This window comes from Agrobacterium sp. InxBP2, from assembly GCF_026191755.1.
Lineage (GTDB): Bacteria > Pseudomonadota > Alphaproteobacteria > Rhizobiales > Rhizobiaceae > Agrobacterium > Agrobacterium pusense.
The window spans coordinates 210,026-226,997 of the sequence record NZ_JAINDY010000028.1 but is presented as its reverse complement, the minus strand read 5'-3'; the positions used below and the strand labels follow the sequence as shown (position 1 = coordinate 226,997).

At 58.6% G+C, this 16,972-nt stretch carries 17 protein-coding genes; 11 read left to right on the top strand and 6 right to left on the bottom strand.

What is annotated here, in order from left to right:
• Position 1: 1 nt before the first annotated feature.
• The 11 genes from K7A42_RS12515 to K7A42_RS12465 all read left to right on the top strand — a co-directional run bounded on the left by K7A42_RS12515 (position 2) and on the right by K7A42_RS12465 (position 13,706).
• Positions 2-328, top strand: a complete 327-nt coding sequence (locus tag K7A42_RS12515; RefSeq protein ID WP_077986004.1) for a VirB3 family type IV secretion system protein — start codon at positions 2-4, stop codon at positions 326-328.
• Between the two features lie 3 nt (positions 329-331).
• Entirely contained in the window at positions 332-2,851 is a 2,520-nt protein-coding gene (locus K7A42_RS12510; RefSeq protein WP_282455300.1) for a VirB4 family type IV secretion/conjugal transfer ATPase, read from the top strand.
• The gene (locus K7A42_RS12505) at positions 2,829-4,001 is read left to right on the top strand and encodes a lytic transglycosylase domain-containing protein (protein WP_282455299.1); all 1,173 of its coding nucleotides are present in this window, start codon (positions 2,829-2,831) and stop codon (positions 3,999-4,001) included. The genes K7A42_RS12510 and K7A42_RS12505 overlap by 23 nt, the downstream gene beginning before the upstream one ends.
• A 23-nt stretch (positions 4,002-4,024) precedes the next feature.
• On the top strand, positions 4,025-4,816 hold the full coding sequence (locus tag K7A42_RS12500; RefSeq protein ID WP_282455298.1) for a conjugal transfer protein: 792 nt from the start codon (positions 4,025-4,027) through the stop codon (positions 4,814-4,816).
• 211 nt (positions 4,817-5,027) lie between these two features.
• Positions 5,028-6,104, top strand: a complete 1,077-nt coding sequence (locus K7A42_RS12495) for a type IV secretion system protein (protein WP_282455297.1) — start codon at positions 5,028-5,030, stop codon at positions 6,102-6,104.
• Positions 6,105-6,206: 102 nt separating this feature from the next.
• On the top strand, positions 6,207-6,941 hold the full coding sequence (locus K7A42_RS12490) for a virB8 family protein (protein ID WP_282455296.1): 735 nt from the start codon (positions 6,207-6,209) through the stop codon (positions 6,939-6,941).
• Positions 6,938-7,771, top strand: coding sequence for a TrbG/VirB9 family P-type conjugative transfer protein (locus K7A42_RS12485; RefSeq protein ID WP_282455295.1), 834 nt, complete (start codon positions 6,938-6,940; stop codon positions 7,769-7,771). Before K7A42_RS12490 ends, K7A42_RS12485 begins: the two co-directional genes overlap by 4 nt.
• A 10-nt stretch (positions 7,772-7,781) precedes the next feature.
• Positions 7,782-9,098, top strand: coding sequence for a type IV secretion system protein VirB10 (virB10, locus tag K7A42_RS12480; RefSeq protein ID WP_282455294.1), 1,317 nt, complete (start codon positions 7,782-7,784; stop codon positions 9,096-9,098).
• Positions 9,095-10,144: a P-type DNA transfer ATPase VirB11 gene (gene virB11 / locus K7A42_RS12475; protein WP_282455293.1), complete on the top strand. Its 1,050-nt coding sequence runs from the start codon at positions 9,095-9,097 to the stop codon at positions 10,142-10,144. The genes virB10 and virB11 overlap by 4 nt, the downstream gene beginning before the upstream one ends.
• Positions 10,113-12,905, top strand: a complete 2,793-nt coding sequence (locus K7A42_RS12470) for a type IV secretory system conjugative DNA transfer family protein (protein WP_282455292.1) — start codon at positions 10,113-10,115, stop codon at positions 12,903-12,905. Before virB11 ends, K7A42_RS12470 begins: the two co-directional genes overlap by 32 nt.
• A 459-nt stretch (positions 12,906-13,364) precedes the next feature.
• On the top strand, positions 13,365-13,706 hold the full coding sequence (locus K7A42_RS12465; RefSeq protein ID WP_077985994.1) for a helix-turn-helix domain-containing protein: 342 nt from the start codon (positions 13,365-13,367) through the stop codon (positions 13,704-13,706).
• Positions 13,707-13,738: 32 nt separating this feature from the next.
• Here K7A42_RS12465 and K7A42_RS12460 read toward each other — a convergent pair whose 3' ends face one another.
• The 6 genes from K7A42_RS12460 to K7A42_RS12435 are packed head-to-tail and all read right to left on the bottom strand — an operon-like array spanning position 13,739 to position 16,948.
• A complete protein-coding gene (locus K7A42_RS12460) occupies positions 13,739-14,272 on the bottom strand; it encodes a hypothetical protein (RefSeq protein ID WP_282455314.1) in 534 nt (177 codons plus the stop codon).
• A 27-nt stretch (positions 14,273-14,299) separates the two neighbouring features.
• The gene (locus tag K7A42_RS12455; protein WP_077985992.1) at positions 14,300-14,674 is read right to left on the bottom strand and encodes a hypothetical protein; all 375 of its coding nucleotides are present in this window, start codon (positions 14,672-14,674) and stop codon (positions 14,300-14,302) included.
• Positions 14,675-14,682: 8 nt separating this feature from the next.
• Positions 14,683-14,997 carry a hypothetical protein gene (locus K7A42_RS12450; protein WP_077985991.1) on the bottom strand — a complete coding sequence of 105 codons (315 nt, stop codon included), beginning with the start codon at positions 14,995-14,997 and terminating at the stop codon, positions 14,683-14,685.
• Positions 14,998-15,621, bottom strand: a complete 624-nt coding sequence (locus K7A42_RS12445) for a thermonuclease family protein (protein ID WP_220367061.1) — start codon at positions 15,619-15,621, stop codon at positions 14,998-15,000.
• A complete protein-coding gene (locus K7A42_RS12440; protein WP_220367060.1) occupies positions 15,618-16,253 on the bottom strand; it encodes a thermonuclease family protein in 636 nt (211 codons plus the stop codon). The genes K7A42_RS12445 and K7A42_RS12440 overlap by 4 nt, the downstream gene beginning before the upstream one ends.
• 17 nt (positions 16,254-16,270) lie before the next feature.
• Entirely contained in the window at positions 16,271-16,948 is a 678-nt protein-coding gene (locus tag K7A42_RS12435) for a nuclease (RefSeq protein ID WP_282455291.1), read from the bottom strand.
• Positions 16,949-16,972 lie beyond the last annotated feature (24 nt).

The window sequence follows — 16,972 nt, the reverse complement described above, 5'->3', positions numbered from 1 at the left end:
CATGACGAACTCTGCCAACAAAGCCGCAGGCGGGGACGACTACATCGAATCTTATCCTGTCATCCTTGCCCTCACGCGTCCGCCGACAGTGATGGGGATCCCTTACACCTATTTCCTCGCTGAATGCTTCATCTCGCTCATGGTGTTCATGGTGCTGGGTTCCATTCTGTGGTTTCCCGTCTCCTTCGTCACCCTGCACGGCATTCTCTACGTGCTGACGGTCAAACTCGACCTCTGGTTTTTTGACATTCTCGGGCGCCGCAGCATGTGCGGCGTCAATCCCCTCGGCCGCAGGCTGGGCGGGGGCATCCGGACCTACGGAGCTTGACCGATGGGCACCACGGCACGATCGCTGAAGGGAAGCTTGTCGAAGGGCTGGGAGATCTTTGCCGATCGCGGCATCTCGGCTCACGTTCCTTTCTATGTCCCGATTGAAAACGGCATTATCCGGCTGAAAAACGATTGCCTGGTATCGACCTTGCGTCTCACCGGCTTCTCGTTCGAAACGGCCGATATTGAAACGATCAATATGCTGCAGCGGCAGCGCAACGCCGCGTTTCGCGCCATTTCCTCGATCGGCAGCTTTGCGCTCTACACCCATGTTGTCAGGCGTAAGGTCGCACCGTCCTTGCCGGCTACGTTCGCCGACCCTTTCATTCAGCGTCTGGACGATGTCTACCAGGCAAGCATCTCGAGGAACGAGATGTTCGTCAACGACACCTACATTTCACTCGTTGTGCGGCCGCTATTCAAACGAGGCTCAGCACTGTCCCGCATCATGGGCATCGGAGGCGATGTCGTGCGGAAAGAGCTGCTTCGATCGATTCGAGACAAACTGGTCGAGGCGACGAAAGCACTGGAGAAGTCACTCGCGGCCTACGGTCCCAAAGTCCTGCGTGACGTGCAGCGTGTCCAGGTTGACCTTGGAAACGGCAAGACGATCTATCGCGACTTTTTTGAAAATATGGAGCTCGATGAGGGTACACCCAAAGCCTGGTTTTCGGAGCAATGCGAATTTTTCTACACGCTGCTGAATGGCGCTCGTGTGCGGCCCATCCGGCTCGGCAACCTGCCCATCGACGCCATGCTGCCAGCGCGTCGCACGTCGATCGGCAACCGAACGATCCATCTTCAGGGTGATACTGCCGGCGACGACCGCTACGCCGCAATGGTCTCTTTGAAGGAATATCCGCCCGAGACCGGCGCCGGCATGCTCGACTACATTCTCAAACTCCCATTCGAGATGGTGCTCACGCAGTCGATGTCCTTCATTGACGACGTCACAGCAAGAAGCCGGATCGAGCGCCTCGATCGGCAGCTGTCAAAGGCAGACGAGGGTGGTTCCAGCGTTCAGGCCAGTCTCGATACTGCGCGGGACGAGTTGGCGAGCAAGCGCGTGGCCTTCGCGGAGCATCATCTGACTGTGATGCCGATTGCGACATCGCCGGCTCAGCTTGACGATGCCGTTGCTCTCATCGGCAACGAGCTAGGTGCGTTGGGCGCTTCCTATGTCCGTGAGGATCTAAACGCGGAGCCCGCCTATTGGGCGCAGCTCCCCGGAAATCAGGCCTATATCGCCCGGCGCGCGGTGATCTCGACGCTCAATTGCGCGGGCCTGAGCAGTTTCCACGCCTATCCCTACGGCAAGCCGGACGGCAATCACTGGGGTCCTGCGATCACCATATTTGAGACGACGTCGGGCACACCGTTCTTCTTCAATTTCCATCAGGGGGATGTGGGACATACGACGGTATTCGGGCCGACTGGTTCCGGCAAAACCGTCATCATGGCTTTTCTGATCCTCCAGGCCTACCGGGTCAGCCCGCGTCTCAAGACGATTGTTTTCGACAAGGACCGCGGTCTCGACATCATGGTTCGCGCGGCGGGTGGGACCTACATGACGCTCGAACCCGGCGAGCCGTCAGGTTGGAACCCTTTGCTTCTTGATGATACCGAGGATAACCGCGTCTTCCTCTATCAGCTCTTAAGCTTCATGCTGAAGCCGTCGAAGGAAGGCGAGAGCCTGACGCCGCAGGAGGAGACCATCATCCGCACGGCGATCAAGTCGGTCCTCAAAACCAGGGATCGGTCCTATCGCAGCCTGTCGTCACTTCGTGCCCTGCTCGCCGGAAGCGAAAGGACCGAGGGAAGCCTGATCGCACGGCTCGACAAGTGGGTCGATCACGGCCCTTATGCGTGGCTCTTCGATAACCCCGACGACAGCCTTGATATCTCGCGGCCGATGGTTGGATTCGACATGACGTCGATCCTCGACGATCCACCGGTTCGCACGGCAGCACTTCTCTACATGTTCCACCGGTTGGACGAAGTCTATGACGGTAAGGCGCCGATCATCAACCTGATGGACGAAGCATGGAAGCTGCTCGACGACGACGAGTTCAAGCGCACGATGAAGGACTACTTCAAGACCATCCGAAAGCGAAATGGTCTGGTAATTTTCGGCACGCAGTCCGCTGATGACGTGGTGCAGTCGAGCGTGAGCCGGACGATCATCGAACAGACCTCGACCAACATTTTCTTCGCCAATCCCAAGGCGGACGAGAATTCCTACATGGAGCACTTCGGCCTTTCCAGGGCCGAATTCGACTGGGTCAAGAATGGTGATCCGGCCTCACGCTTCATGTTGATCAAGCACGCGAAGAGCAGCGTGATCGCGCGTGTCGACATGTCCCACATGCCGGAGTTCATCAAGGTCCTTTCCGGCCGAGAAGAAACCGTCCGCGAAGTTGAGATGCTTCGCGAGGAATATGGCGACGATCCGAAGAACTGGCTCTCGAAATTTTGCGACTGGGAGGGGGATGCGTCCGATGACCAACGCAAGGCTTCCTGAACTGGCAACCGTCAGTGCCGTGGTATTGGCCAGCGTGTTCGGACCAGTCGCGGTGCTAGCGCAGGTACCGGTGAACGACGACGCCCGCCGCAATATCCAGCACGAGACCGAGAACTGGTACAAGACCTATCAGTCAGACACGAGAAGCGTGAAGGGCGCGTCCGGCGGAACCACGGACAGTGTTGCGCCCGGGCAGGGCTCTGGTGCGCCAACCGATTGCTCGGCCGAGGGTATCGGCGGTGAAGCCGCGCCGGCCGGCCGGTCGAAGCGCACCTATAGCCAGCAGGAAGTCGCCCGATTGGTTGCAGACGAGGCGATCCGCCAGGGCGTCGATCCGAACTTTGCGCTGGCGATTGCCGAGCAGGAGTCACGTTTTCGCCAATCCGCGCGCTCACCGGTTGGCGCGACCGGCGTCATGCAGCTGATGCCGGGCACCGCGGCCGGGCTTGGTGTCAATCCTTACGACCTCCGCGACAATATTCGTGGAGGTGCGAAATACATCAAGCAGCTGCAGGGCATGTTCGGTAATCGCTACGACCTGATCGCCGCCGGCTACAATGCCGGACCCTATCGCCAGTCGCTTCAAAACGGCCGAATTCCCGATATTCCCGAAACGCAGGATTACGTCAAAAAGGTCTCATACTACTATAGCCGGAACAAGGCCGAGAACGGCGACAGAAGTCCTCCGGGCGAGGGCGTCGAGAGGGAAACCGCCAGTGACGTCAGTGGATGCGGCGAGCAGCTGAAAAAGGCGATCGATCGCAATACTGAGGCGCAGGCCGAACGGAGTTCGGTCTGGAACGAGCTTTTAAGCAAGTCGCTCGCGGCGAACCAGCAATATCTTCAGCGCCTGCAGGCAGGGCTCCAGTCTTCGTCGGCGGGTCTGCGTGGCTCAGGTGGCGGCAACGCCGGCGAACACGATGGTTCCCTTGTAATGGCCGAGGTCCAGTGCCCCTCGGCGACCATCGATACCGGCAATGTCAAATGCTTTGCCGTGCCATCCACCGCGACCACCGACCAGATCAGGCGCTGGCTTGAAGACCTCCAGGAGGAGGCTCGCGCCAGTGGCGATGTCGCCACCTTCTCGGTGGTGGAGGATCCGGCGCTTGGGCTGGTGACGGTCGTCGATGCCCGGCCGGTGGCAAATTGAACAGGAAGAGAGAGGACAGGCAGATGAAAAAATTCGTTATCGCCGCAGCGCTTGCCATCACCGCAACATCGGACGCGCTCGCGCAGGTTCCGGTCAAGGACGCGGACAATATCGCGGTCAGCAGGGAAATCGAAAAACTCTCGAAGCAGATCCAGGATGACACCTCGATCGTCAAGGATAACACGACGAAGACGCTTCAGGCGATAACCGGCGACCGATCGCAGGATGCAAGCCAATTCGCGAAACTTGCAACAGGTAACGGCTTCAGCATGGGACAGGCGCCGGATTTCAGCAGCATCCTGTCAGGAAACGAAGCGTTGTTCGGCGGCATCAGCGGTGAATTTCAGAACACCGCCGCCAAACTGATCAACGGGCTCAATCTGGTGAGGATGGCGGTCGATACCGTCAAGGGAGGGGAGCTGTCCGGCGCCAACCAGGCCTACTCGCAGGGCATCAACGCGCTAACGACATTGACTGCCCTGACCGACGCAATGAACAGCGCCACGAAGGAGCGTCAGAACGCCTTCATGCAGGCGACGGAGCAGATCGGCACGGCACAGGATTTGAAGGGCGCGCTCGAACAGAACACACAGATGGTGCTCCAGGGCAACCAGACCGCAAACGAAGCCGTCGGCTCCCTCAACAACCAGGTGATGTTGCTGAATCAGCAGTACAAGGCGGCACTCGCGACCTCGTCCCAAAACCTTAAGACCTTCGCGACGCTTCCGGACGGCGTGATGCGCGATGGCGGTAGTGGCGCTGACGGGGCATCGGTCCGCGACCAGCTCAAGGCACTCGAGGAGCAGACCCAGTGAGGTTCGTCCCGTTGGTGATACTGGCCACCGCGACCTTGTCCGGGTGCGGCGGCAAGTCTGAACAGCTGGCGAAATGTTCGGCTGACGAGAACCCCGTCCCAGCCCTCGGCTACGCGGAACAGCAGAAAGCCGCGCCGCCGCAACAGGCGCTTGCGCGGATCGTCAGCAACGATTGCGGTCCGATGCGGCCCGTTAATTCCTAAGAGGGGGGATGATGGATCCGGTCAGTTACGCGATCAACTTCTACGGCGACGCACTCCGGTATTTCGACAGGATCAACGAGGCCTCGCTTGAGAGAGCGTGGGGTCTGTTCGCCGAGAATGGCGATCTCGTCTCATCCATCCTGGCCTTGTTCCTCATCCTCTATTTTCTCTGGGCCGCGCTTGGCTTTTCGAGCGTCTCAGTTCAGGACATGGCGATCACTGCCTCAAAGCTCGCGCTTGCCTATGCGCTGGTCATGTCCTGGGCCACCTTCTACGACAATATCGGTCAGTTCATTTTGACGTCGCCTCAGGATCTGGGTGCTGCCATTTCCTCCGCGATGGGCGGGCAGTCCGCCGGCTCCGATCTTGCCGCGCAGGTCGCCAGCATGTCGCGCAAGGTCTACGACTTCGCCATGCAGCTCTTCAATTCCTACGAATCCGGATGGCTGCCGAACGTCACCGGTGCGGTTGTCGTCTTCATAGTTCTGGTCTTCGGTCTCTTGCCGATGCTGCTGATCCTGACCGGCGTAACGCTGTTTGCCAAAATGATCACCGCTGTCATGCTGGCGATCGGCCCGATCGCCATCCTCTCCTATTTCTTCCGGATCACGCGGTTCGTCTTCGACGCCTGGGTGAGGGGCATCGCCTATGGCATGTTCATGCTGCTTTTCACCTATGTCATGGCCGGACTGTCCTTCGGGTTTCTGATTGGCATGATGGACACGATAAACGGCGACATGGCGACGAGGGAAAACGCGCTAGCGATCGTGCTCGCCATGGTGCTCTATCTGGCGCTGATCTCCTATTTCATTTTTCAGGTTCCGGAATTCGCGCGAACATTCGCCTACGGCACAATGACTGCAGTCACTCCCGGCGGAGGCGGCGCCAGTGCGCTATACGGCGCTGCCCGCGAAAGATTAGGTTCCAGCACCTCGCGAGGCGGGCAGGCCGGAGCGGTGGCCCTTGCCATGCTGGCGGGTCCAAAAGGCGCGTTGACGGCGGTTTCGCTTTCGGGCCGCGGGGCAATGACGGGCGCTGGCGCGCTAGGCCGGATGCTGACAATGCGCCGGCGAAACGGCGAGTGAGGTGAGACACCCTCTGGTCATTCAGGTTTTTCATGCGGACAGCGCATCCGTTCTTCAAGCGGGCCGCAACATTAACGACGATCATGATTTTGGGGACAGAACTTGACATTGTTCAGAAGACAATTGCGATCAGAGCCGGTCGACCAGATGGCCGGTCCGGAGGACCTCTACGATCAGCACCTCTCCTGGGGTGAGAACAACCGCTCTCTCCGCACCTTGATCGGTTTCATCCTCCTGCTGTTTGCCTTGGCCGGCTGGACTGTTGCTGGCGTTCTGTCGTTCTCAGTGGCGCAGCTCTTTCCGCTGGTGCGCACCGAGGTTGTACCTCTGATCGTTGACCGGAACACCGGCTATATGGAAACGGTGACCACACTCGATAAAGACCGTGCGACGGTCTCGGAAAACCAGGCCGTCCGCGCTGCCTTCGCCGGCAATTACGTCATCCGACGCGAAACCTACGATCCCCGTTATCTTTCCGACAATTTCGACATGATCGCGCTGTGGTCGGAACCGGGCTCGCAGGCCTTCAAGGACTACGAGGATTGGATGAACCCCTCCAATCCCCGAGGCCCCGTCAAGTTGCTTGGTGCGACCGGCGAAATCCGGCCGGAGATCCTCTCGGTCAATCCGCTCAATCCATCGACCATGTCTGTTCGTTTCGAGACACGTGAACGGCGTCGCGGTGGTGACGTCGTTACGCGTTGGTCGGCGACCATACGCTACCGGCAGATCAACCTGCCCGCCAGCAACCGCGTCCGCCTCTACAATCCACTCGGTTTTGTCGTGACCGAATATGCGAAAGTCCCCGAGACCATGCCCTCAGGGATTACGCCATGATGAGGCAGACGGTTTTTGTTTCTCTTTTCATGCTGCTGTGGCCGTTGGCCCTACATGCCGAACTGGTCGCGAGGCCAGGACGCCTCGATCCGAGAATAAGGTCGCTTGCTTATTCGGCCGAGCAGGTGTTCCTCGTGACAGGTACCTATGGGCTGGTGACGACAATCCTCTTCGGAGCGGATGAGGAAATAACCCAGGTCGTGGCCGGTGACACAGTCTCCTGGCAGATCCTCACTTCGGCTGATCGGCGCTCCCTGACCCTAAAACCGATGGAGAAGGATGCGGTCACCAATCTGTCCGTGGTCACGACGAAGCGAACCTACTCCTTTGACCTGCGTGTCAACGACACCAAATCCATGCAGAACCAGACGTTCAAGCTGCGGTTCACCTATCCGGAGGACGCCGGCCTCAAGGGCACGGCAGAACTGTGGAAGCAGGCTGAGGCAGCCCAACGCAATCCTAACATCAAAAACATCCGCCGTGACAAGGTCAATTACGACTACGGCTTCAAGGGAAGCGATGGAGCCAAGCCGCTCTGGGTTTTCGACGATGGGCTGAAGACCTTCATGAAATTCACCGGCGACATCCCGGCGATCTTCATTGTCGACGGCAAGCGCCGCGAGAGCCTCGTGAACTACCGCCGCGAGGCCGATTACATCGTCATCGACAAGGTCTCGCGGCAATGGACGCTGCGTTTCGGCACCGAGAGCGAGACTTGCCTTTTCAATCTCCGCACCGCCCCTGCCGATATTCCGGCGCCAATTGAAGGCGCGGTATCGCCGAAGCGAATTGGCAGAGGAACATCCCACCAGCAATCGCTATCAAGATAGGAGGCGCGCCATGTCGGACCCCAACTACCATTCGATAGACACCGATACGTCCATTGGCGGGCAGGTGAGGCGCGGTGGCATAGGCCTGATGCGGCCGTTCGCAGTTGTTGTCGCTATTGCTGGCGTTGGTGTTGTTCTCTACTTCCTTCTGGCGGGTGGGGAAGAAGAACCGACAATCGACGCGACGCCCCGTGAGGAGTTCCGACCGGTGCAGACACCTAGGAACGAAGGCTTCAGGACACCGTCACCACCGCCGCTGCCTACGGTCCAGGTTCCGGAAGCGCCACCACTTCCGCCACCGCCACCGGCCCCGCGCGTTCCCGCCGCCGCCCCTGTCGCGCCTCCTGCCGAGGTCGATTGCTCCCGAGGCAAAAACCCGGACGACCCCAAGTGCATTGAGCTGGAGCGAAAGGCCAAGCTGCTTGAACGCGTCCGCTCGTCTGCAATGGTATTCGATCAGTCGGACCAGACCAGAAGGACGACGTCGTCCGATGCATCAGCGAATATGTTCGGTGCGAACAGCAACCCGGGTCAATCAGGCGCTACGAGCGGAGATGCAGTCGATAGCGATCGTGCCTTCCTGAAGTCGATGAGTGCACAGGGTGTGGAGGTGTCGGCCGCAACCAAGAACCGCCGCACGGATGCCTGGATACCACAGGGGACGATGATCCGAGGGACGCTCGAGACAGCTATCAATTCCGATCTCGCCGGCATGGTGAAGGGGATTGTGCGGGAGGATGTCTATTCCTTCGATGGCCGCCGAATTCTGATTCCGGCTGGCTCGTCACTCATCGGCGATTACAAATCCGGTGTCCAAAGGGGACAGGAGCGCATCCTGATTGTCTGGACACGAATGATCCGCGGCGACGGGGTCTCGGTGCAGCTGGGCTCCTATGGCACGGACCGTCTTGGCCGCTCTGGTATGACCGGTGTCGTTGATCGGAAGAACTGGGAGCGATTCGGACCCCCGGCGCTGATGACGCTGATTGGCGGCGCGACTCAGTACATCGCGCAGCTTGGTCAGAGGCAGGATCGCGACATTACCATCATCAACGAGAATGGCAGTGTCACCCGCATACCTCAGGACAACGGAGAGTCATCCCAGGACCGCGTCCGCTCGATTGCCGCCGAAACCATCGCCTCGGGTATCCAGCAAATGGCAGCAACGGCGTTCGAGGATTCCCGCAACATTCGTCCGACCATCCACATTCCTCAAGGTTCGGATATCAACGTTTTCGTGACGCGGGATCTCGATTTCGCGGGTCTCTATCCCGACCCGGTGCGCGAAGAGTTCGAGCGCCTTCGCAAGGTGAGATACGGGAAATGAACGCGCGCCCCCAGATCTCTGCCGAACAGCACTTTCTTGCCGAGGCGCTCGAACCCATACGGGTTTTCCTCGACGACCCTGCTGTCGTGGAAATTTCGTGCCAGCGTAGCAATGAAATCTGGCTGGAGAAGATCGGTCAGCTTCGGATGGTGCGCCACGAGATCGGGGGCCTCGAACAGGACGTGATCCGCCACATGGCGTCTCGCGCCGCCTCCTTCACCAGGCAGACGGTCAATGCCGAGAATCCACTTCTGTCGGCCACGTTGACGGGTGGCGAGCGCGTTCAGTTTGTCCTGAGTCCGACCTCTGCGACCGGCCACGCATTCTCGATCCGCAAGCAGTTCATCCGACGGTTCGACCTCGACGACTATGAGAAGGCGGGCGCCTTCCGCTTCACGAAGGTAACCGGAGACGATTATCTCGATGATGTCGATGTCGAACTCTCGCGACTGTTGCGGAAAGGGAAGGTACGAGATTTCCTGGAACAGGCAGCCGCCAACCATCGAAGCATGCTGATTTCCGGTGGCACGTCCACTGGAAAGACGACTTTCCTTAACACGATGCTGACGGCGATCCCGAACCACGAGCGCTTCGTCCTCATGCAGGATACGGCCGAGCTCGAGCCACGCCAGGAAAACGTTGTTTCGTTGCTGGTCTCGAAGGGGGGGCAAGGAGAAGCGAGGGTGACGATGGGCGACCTTCTCGCCACGTCGCTTCGCCTGCGGCCCGACCGCATCTTCATGGGCGAGCTGCGTGGCGACGAGGCGTTCGACTTTCTGAACGCCATCAACACCGGTCACCCGGGCTCTATGTCAACAATCCATGCCAACTCGCCGCACCATGCTTTCAACCGGCTGTCGACGCTGGTTCTCAACAGCAATGTCCGCATGGAGCGTGACGACATCATCCGCTATATCCGCTCGATCATCCCGATCGTTGTCCAGTTGAAAAAGAGCGATGCCGCCGGCGGGCGCGGCGTCAGCGAGATCTATTTTGCCGACGAGGTTGACGAACATGGCCAGCGTGTACACGGACGGAGAGATTGACCGCCCGAAATGGACGAGCTTGCAGAAACTGTCCTTCCTGACACTGCCCGTCGCGCTATCGGGCGCCGTCGTGATTTGGCTTGTCTTCTTCACCTTGATCTACGACGCCTATGTCGTTTCATTCGGGTCACCGTCGTATTTCGACTATGTAAGCCAGGTGCGCTTTACTGACGCCCTTCGCTATACCTGGTCGATTATTCATACCCGCAACACTGCCGGATTGTCGCTTCTCGCATTCGCGCTTGCCTCACCAATCCTGTTCTTCCTGCTGTGTCTCTGGATGCTGAAGGGCGGAAGGGCGCTGTCGCGTAAGATCCTCTACCTCCTGCATGTCCGGTCGATGTTCAGCCTGATCGCCTCAACGGCCCTCGTTTTTGCCGCAGCTTATGCCGCCGTCGCTGTTTATGGAATTGCGTTTTACCTCGTCGTCACCCGCGCCGGCGAGCATGCGGAAATCGCCAGCTACTATGGCAGTCATCTCGCCGCGATGTACCAGGCACCGTTTGGCGCGACCGACGTCAATGGCGTGTATCAAAAACCCTCACGACAGACCGTGGTTGCGACGCTTGCCGGTCTTGCCGCAGCCGCCGGGCTTGTCGGTTTTCCGATCGGAGCGACGATCCAGAAGCGCCAACGGATGATCATGGGCAAGGCGCGCTTGGCAACCCTCAAGGATGCGGCAGATTTTCGCCTGCGCGACAAGCGCGGGATCGTACTTGGTCTGAAACAGGGGCTTCTTCTGCGCAATGACGGAGACCAGCACGTGATGCTGATCGGTTCGCCCGGCCAGGGGAAGTCGCGGGGTTTCGTTATCCCCTCGATGATGAGTTTCGAAGGCTCTCAGATCGTGCTCGACATGAGCGGTGAACTGTACAACGAGACCTCCGGTTACCTGAAGGCCAAGGGTTTTGAGACTTTTCTGCTGGCGCCGGGATCGAAATTTACGGACGGTTACAATCCGCTCGACCTGATCAGTCAGGATCCCCACCAGCGGATCACCGACCTGCAGAAATTGACCCAGATGCTGCTGCCGGAGCGGCTGCGCTCGGATTCATCCGACTTCTGGGAAGAGAGCGCGAGGATCCTGCTGACGGCCATGCTTGGTTTCGTGCTCGAATGCCCGGATAGCCGCAAGTCGCTCAGCGAACTTTACCGCATTCTCAACTCGATGTCCGACGAGCGCAAGGCGATCGTCCAGTTGCTTGAAAACTACGAGACGGTCCTGTCTGACCAGACCCGAATGCAGCTCACCAAATTTGCCGGGCGTCATGAGAAGCTGGGAGAAGGGATTGCAGCCGAAATCGTCGCAAAGCTGAACTTCCTCCAAAATCCCCTGGTCGAGGCGCTGACCTCGATCACCACCATACCAATTGATCGCATTCGCCGCCGCAAGATGGTCATCTATATCCAGGCCGACTGGAACGCTATCCAGATCTATGAGCGCCTGATCTCGATGTTCATCCAGCAAATGGCCGATAAGCTGGTCCAAATGGGTCCTTTGCCCAACGGCGAGCATGAGGTCATGATGATGCTTGACGAGTTCGGCAATGGCGGCCGCATCGACACAGTGCTGACGCTCGCCCCCCTGATCCGCAAGAACGGCGTGCGTTTCGTCTTCATTCTTCAGGACGGCGCCCAGCTCGAGCGATTGTATCAGCGGTCCGGACAGAAGATCCTGATGGGGGCGTCGACGATCAAGGTCTTCATGAATTTCCAAAATCAGGACGATGCGCTGGCCGTCTCGCTCGCAGCCGGGAAAACCACCGAATGGGTCGAACAATCGTCCTATTCTTATCGGCATGGCCGCAGGCAGCGGTCGATCTCCAAGGTACCGGTGTCAGTCGATCTTCTGCCGGTGAACACGCTGATGATGATGAAGCCGGAAGAGGCGATCCTCCAGGTGACTGGCATGCCGATGATGCGGATCATGAAACTGGACGCCGGCGGCGAGCGGATGTTCGCGAAAGTACGAAAGTTCCAGCCGGCGCCGAAGCCGTGCTTGAAGCCGGTCGAATGGACGATCGGTGACAGTGACCGCATGGGTTTTCGCGCGCCGCCGGTGAGTGCTGCCACGCCGCGTGATAGGACGAGTGCCGTCGAATTTGGGGCTGACCTCAATCTTGTTGCGATCAAGCGCGCCCGAACGCCACAAGGTTTGAGCTTCATCGTCAAAGAAGGCGTTCGTCACGTTTATATTTCTTCCCTCGATGAACTGCGTCGCCGGCTGGACCTCGATGAGAAGCGCGAATCTGGAGTGGCAGAAGAAGATGCAGGCGATCAGCAGCCGCGGCGTAAACCCGCGCATTATGCGGCTGGGGGCGAAGATGTGAGTGTCGAGACCAAAGACGCCCGCGCCAAATTTACAGATAACATTGATCTCGATATCGATGAAGAAAAGCTTGGCCAAAGCGGCTATTTCGGACCTCCGACGAGCTCGCGCAAGTACCAGGACGGCTTATCCGAATCCGAAAGGGGTTCGCCCGATCGCTTATCTGGTTCCCCCATTCTCCGGCGCCAGGAAGTGAGAGAAGCATTTGGCGACGATCTCCAGGCCTTGAATGACGTCGTCTTCCAGCAGGCGGGCGAAAATTGGGTTGAGCCAGAAGAGTTGAACGCGGATGTCGATCTCCTTATTGACACCCTTTCAGGCAGGCTGACCGAGACAAGTTCGAGAGCGTGGCTGCGAGAGTTCGCGGACGCGGCACGCGATCCGTTGGGGGAAGATGAGACGGAGCCCGAAAACAGGTCGGATCGCAATTAGTTTCTGAATTCAAGCAGAACCGCAGTTCGGAGGAGCCGACCAGGTGCGGTCTTTTGCCCGCCTATCACGAGAACGACTTCCACGGCCAAAATCGAACATCTTTCGAGACTCCAGATTTCCGATGAGCGTAAAATCCAGCGGATCGTTTCCGCAGCCAGGGCTTATGCACCGAATTGATGCAGACCTTCCTCGGATCCGGATGATCGGCCAGTATCACTTGCATCGGTAGATCGGAGAGGTGTAGGAAGCGTAATGAGTTTGTGAACTGCCTTGTTTGAAATATGAACGACAAGCGGATTACACTTGGGCAGAGATAATTGCAGTCGACATCGGGTGATGGATGAGCAAACCGGTTCCAGGGACATTTTTGATGCGCCGTCATGGCCCACCTTGTCGTCACTTGGTCGGCGTATGGGTCGGTCGTAGACTGCGCCCGGTCCCGACTGGGAATGGCAGTCGATGCCTCGTGTAAAACACCAGCCTCCGGTCGAGGCCGTCGATGTTTCGACACTCGATTCTCTGTCATTCCAGGAGAGGCTTGCCATTGGCCTCGAACGGCTGAAGGCGGAACGCAAGGTGACGAACCGTGAGTTGGCTGTGCAACTCGGGGTGCACGAGGCATACATTTCGCAGGTGACGCGGGCGATGCGAGACGTCAAGCTCTCGACGCTCGACAAGATGCAGCGAGAGTGGAATGTCCTCATCGAGGATTTGCTTAAGATCACTGAAGATGACCTCCCTCGGATAGCGGTCTGGAAAGCCCGCCGCAAGAAACAGAAAACCGCCGGGACCGACTCGTGATCGCGTGGTCGCGAGATGCTTTCCGGCAGCCGCTAGTGGTTCAAGTTGAACCAGAACCTCTCTTTCACGCCTTCGTCGTTTGGAATATCAAAATAGTAGGGATCCGCGCGGCGGGGGCGGGGAGTTGCAATTTGCTTGATGCAGCTGTCGCCATCCCCACCCAAATTCCGGTTGATCGTCAAGCCCCCTGACCTCGTACTGCCGTTATGCCGGCCCAACGGCCGGCAAATATTGACGGTCTCGATGCACTGGTCAGGTTCACTACGCGAACTGATGTCGCCGCCCCGTGACGAATAGCCCACTGTGGTTCCAGAAGGGCAATCCTCGTAATCCTCATGGCCAGGCTTTCCCGCTTTTGCCTCTTGGCAGATGGGCCAGGAAAAGCCGGGTCTGGACATTGCGTCGATGAGCTTTCGCATCGGTGGAACGCAATAGGGGACACCGTGCCAGGACGGGTTTTTCGATGCGGCACATAGGAGAACTTGGCAACCCCAGTCCGCGTCCTGTGCTTTTGCAGACATCGCCGAAAGTGAGCCCATCAAACCTGTGGCCAAGAACATGACCATTTTCACAGCCGGTCTCCTTTGATTGGTCTACTGCATTTGCACCCAGGCGCCGTCGATTTTTGCAAACGACAGGGTGCCGGGCTGGGTCACCCCCGCAAATGAGCCGCTTGTGGTGGTGATGACGCCGGTACAGGTAACACCGGGCACCGCCTGCCGGGGCCGGCATTCCGAAATCCGGATCGAACGACCGGATTTGGCGATCGCGGCGCTTGCCTCCGTGTCGCTCGGGAATTCAAACGCCCATTGTTTCTGTCCGAACTCCTTTTCGAGCCGCACGATCTCCTGCTCAAGCTCTGCTGTCCTGTCAGTCCGTTGCAGGTGGCCGACCGTGTAACCACCTGCCGATCCAACAACGAACACGATACCGGCGCTCGCAAGCCATCCATGGTCGAGTTTCGTCATCGGCAATTTCAATAGCCTTCGATGCCAAGGCGTTTCAGGATCGCTATGGGATTTGTTTCGCAATCCGATTTCCATTCACGATGCTTGGCGCAGGCATAGGCGTATTGGCTAAGGTCGGCCGAAGACAGGTCTGCCAGCTTGTTGCCGACCGCTTTCCATTGCTGCACGTCCGCCGGATCGCAGCCAGCGCCGCCTGCCCCGCAAAAGTCCGGATCCCGTCGTTCGATTTGTGCTTTGGTGGCGCCGTCCTGCGCGCGGGCTGCATACGGAAGAACTGAAAGCAAGATCAGAATAATAGCCGAAGTCTGGAAAGGGCTTTTCATTTAACCTCCATTCACTCGCGTGAGGGACAAGGCGCTGTTGGGAATGACGGACAAGGGTAGGGGACGGTGCGCTTCGGAGGCCTGCGCCTGGCCGTCGGACTGCTCAACGGGCACCTGCGATACATTGTTGAGCCAGGGAGGAGATAAATCTGCCGAGGACCAGATGCCGAGGCCAAGCCCTCTCGCTCTTCTCTCAAAGTCGAAATAAGCGGGGATCTGAGGCTCGTTGGGATAGTTGAAAGCGTAGCCGATCCCTTCCGCAATGGCCGTCTCCGCGAGGTTTGTCTCGCCTACAAAGCAATGGGCGATCAGATTGTTGTTGGTATCGCGACCGATTGGCGCGCAATTGACGTCCTGGCCAAGGGTTCGCAGGATCATCCACGCGCGCGTGACCTCCCCAGCCGGCCATGTTATGCCGTCGCTCGTCGCCACCTGCTTGAGACGAGGGGCTTCGAAGCCGGCCAGCCGCACGAGTTGACGGCTCTTGATGAATTCGAACGTAGTGCCGTCGATAACCTGTACCTTGCCAAATATCTGACGCGGAATGTCGGAGGAACGAGCCTGCCCCAGCGAGCCCATTGGAGCGAGAGCGAGTAAAATCATCGAGATCGTGATAACCTTCATCGTGACACCCCGGCTTGTTGCATCAGCACCGAAACAGGGTGCGGCATGTCGGGATAGGCCCAGAGCCCTGCGCGGGCAGCACGGGCGCTTTCCTCAGCGATCCTGTAGCCAGGAACAATGAGTTGGCCGGTGCTATCGACAGCAGCAAATCCCCATCCTTGCGCTATAATATAGGTCGCGAGATCATAGCGATGCGCGCCCGCCGTCGTCTGGCATGCGACCACCACATTGCTCTGGTCAATCATTTGAATGTTGGTGCAGACAGGTTTTGTGTCTCTGATCAGAGCCTGCATCATGATCACGTTCAGTTCCCCGCAGTCGCGCGAAGCCCCTGCAGACAGGGTGACGGTGGTTCCGCGCAGGCATGCCTGCAAACCATAAAGGCGATACCGCTTGCTGCCGGAGATCCAGCTATCACCGGTCTCGAACTGCGCGTGGCTCGGAAACGGCACGAACGCGGAAGATGGTGGCTGCGCCGCGTCCCTGGTCGCAGGAGAGCTATCTTGCGCCGCCTGAACGCGAACAACTGGTGGAGAAGGAGGGTGCACTTGCCGCAATTCGTTACCGGCAAGCGTCGGGAGGATGACAATGCCTGTGTAGAGGCCGGAAGCTGCGATTGTGGACATAAACATCAAGGCTCCGATCCGCATCAATGCCTTGTCGGATTGGCACGGTAACGCTCACCGTAGGGCTGGAGAAAACTGAGACTGGCCCCGATACCGGCTTTGGTCGCCCGTGCGGCGTCTTCCACCTGCGAATAAACCGGGAAGACGGGCTGGCCGGCACTGTCGCCGAAGGCGAAGGCCACGCCCTTGCTGATCAGCACTTCCGAGAGAGACCGTGGGGTATCTCCACCCATGAAAACGCATTCAGCATATGATACCATCAACCGGCCGCGGGTCCGCCCGAGCTCGTGACAGGAGAATGCGTTTCCGGCGAATTGCTGCACGTCTGAGATGGTCACAGTCATCGCCGCAAGCGAGACGATGGAGCGGGTTGCCACAAAGTCTGCATATCCGAGCGGCTCGATTGAAAGGCCGCCCTGGACTTCGGCTAGCCTTACGATCTTTCCACCTGCTGCGAGAAATGCGCTTCCGCTGAGCGCGGCTTCTGGGATGACACTCTGGAAACCAAGTTGCGTTGCGATCGATGACGTATCGAGCGGTATCGACGATGTGGGGATCGGATCACGCCCCGACACATAGGCGTTCCGATAGCTGACGAACTCAGCATTCGTGTCGGCCCAGCTTGTCTCGGATTTCAAGATCAGAGCACCAAGAGGGCTGAGAATGAAGTGGCATAAGCCCCGCCATGCGTCAATTTTCATGTTCGCATCCGTCACCTGTTGACT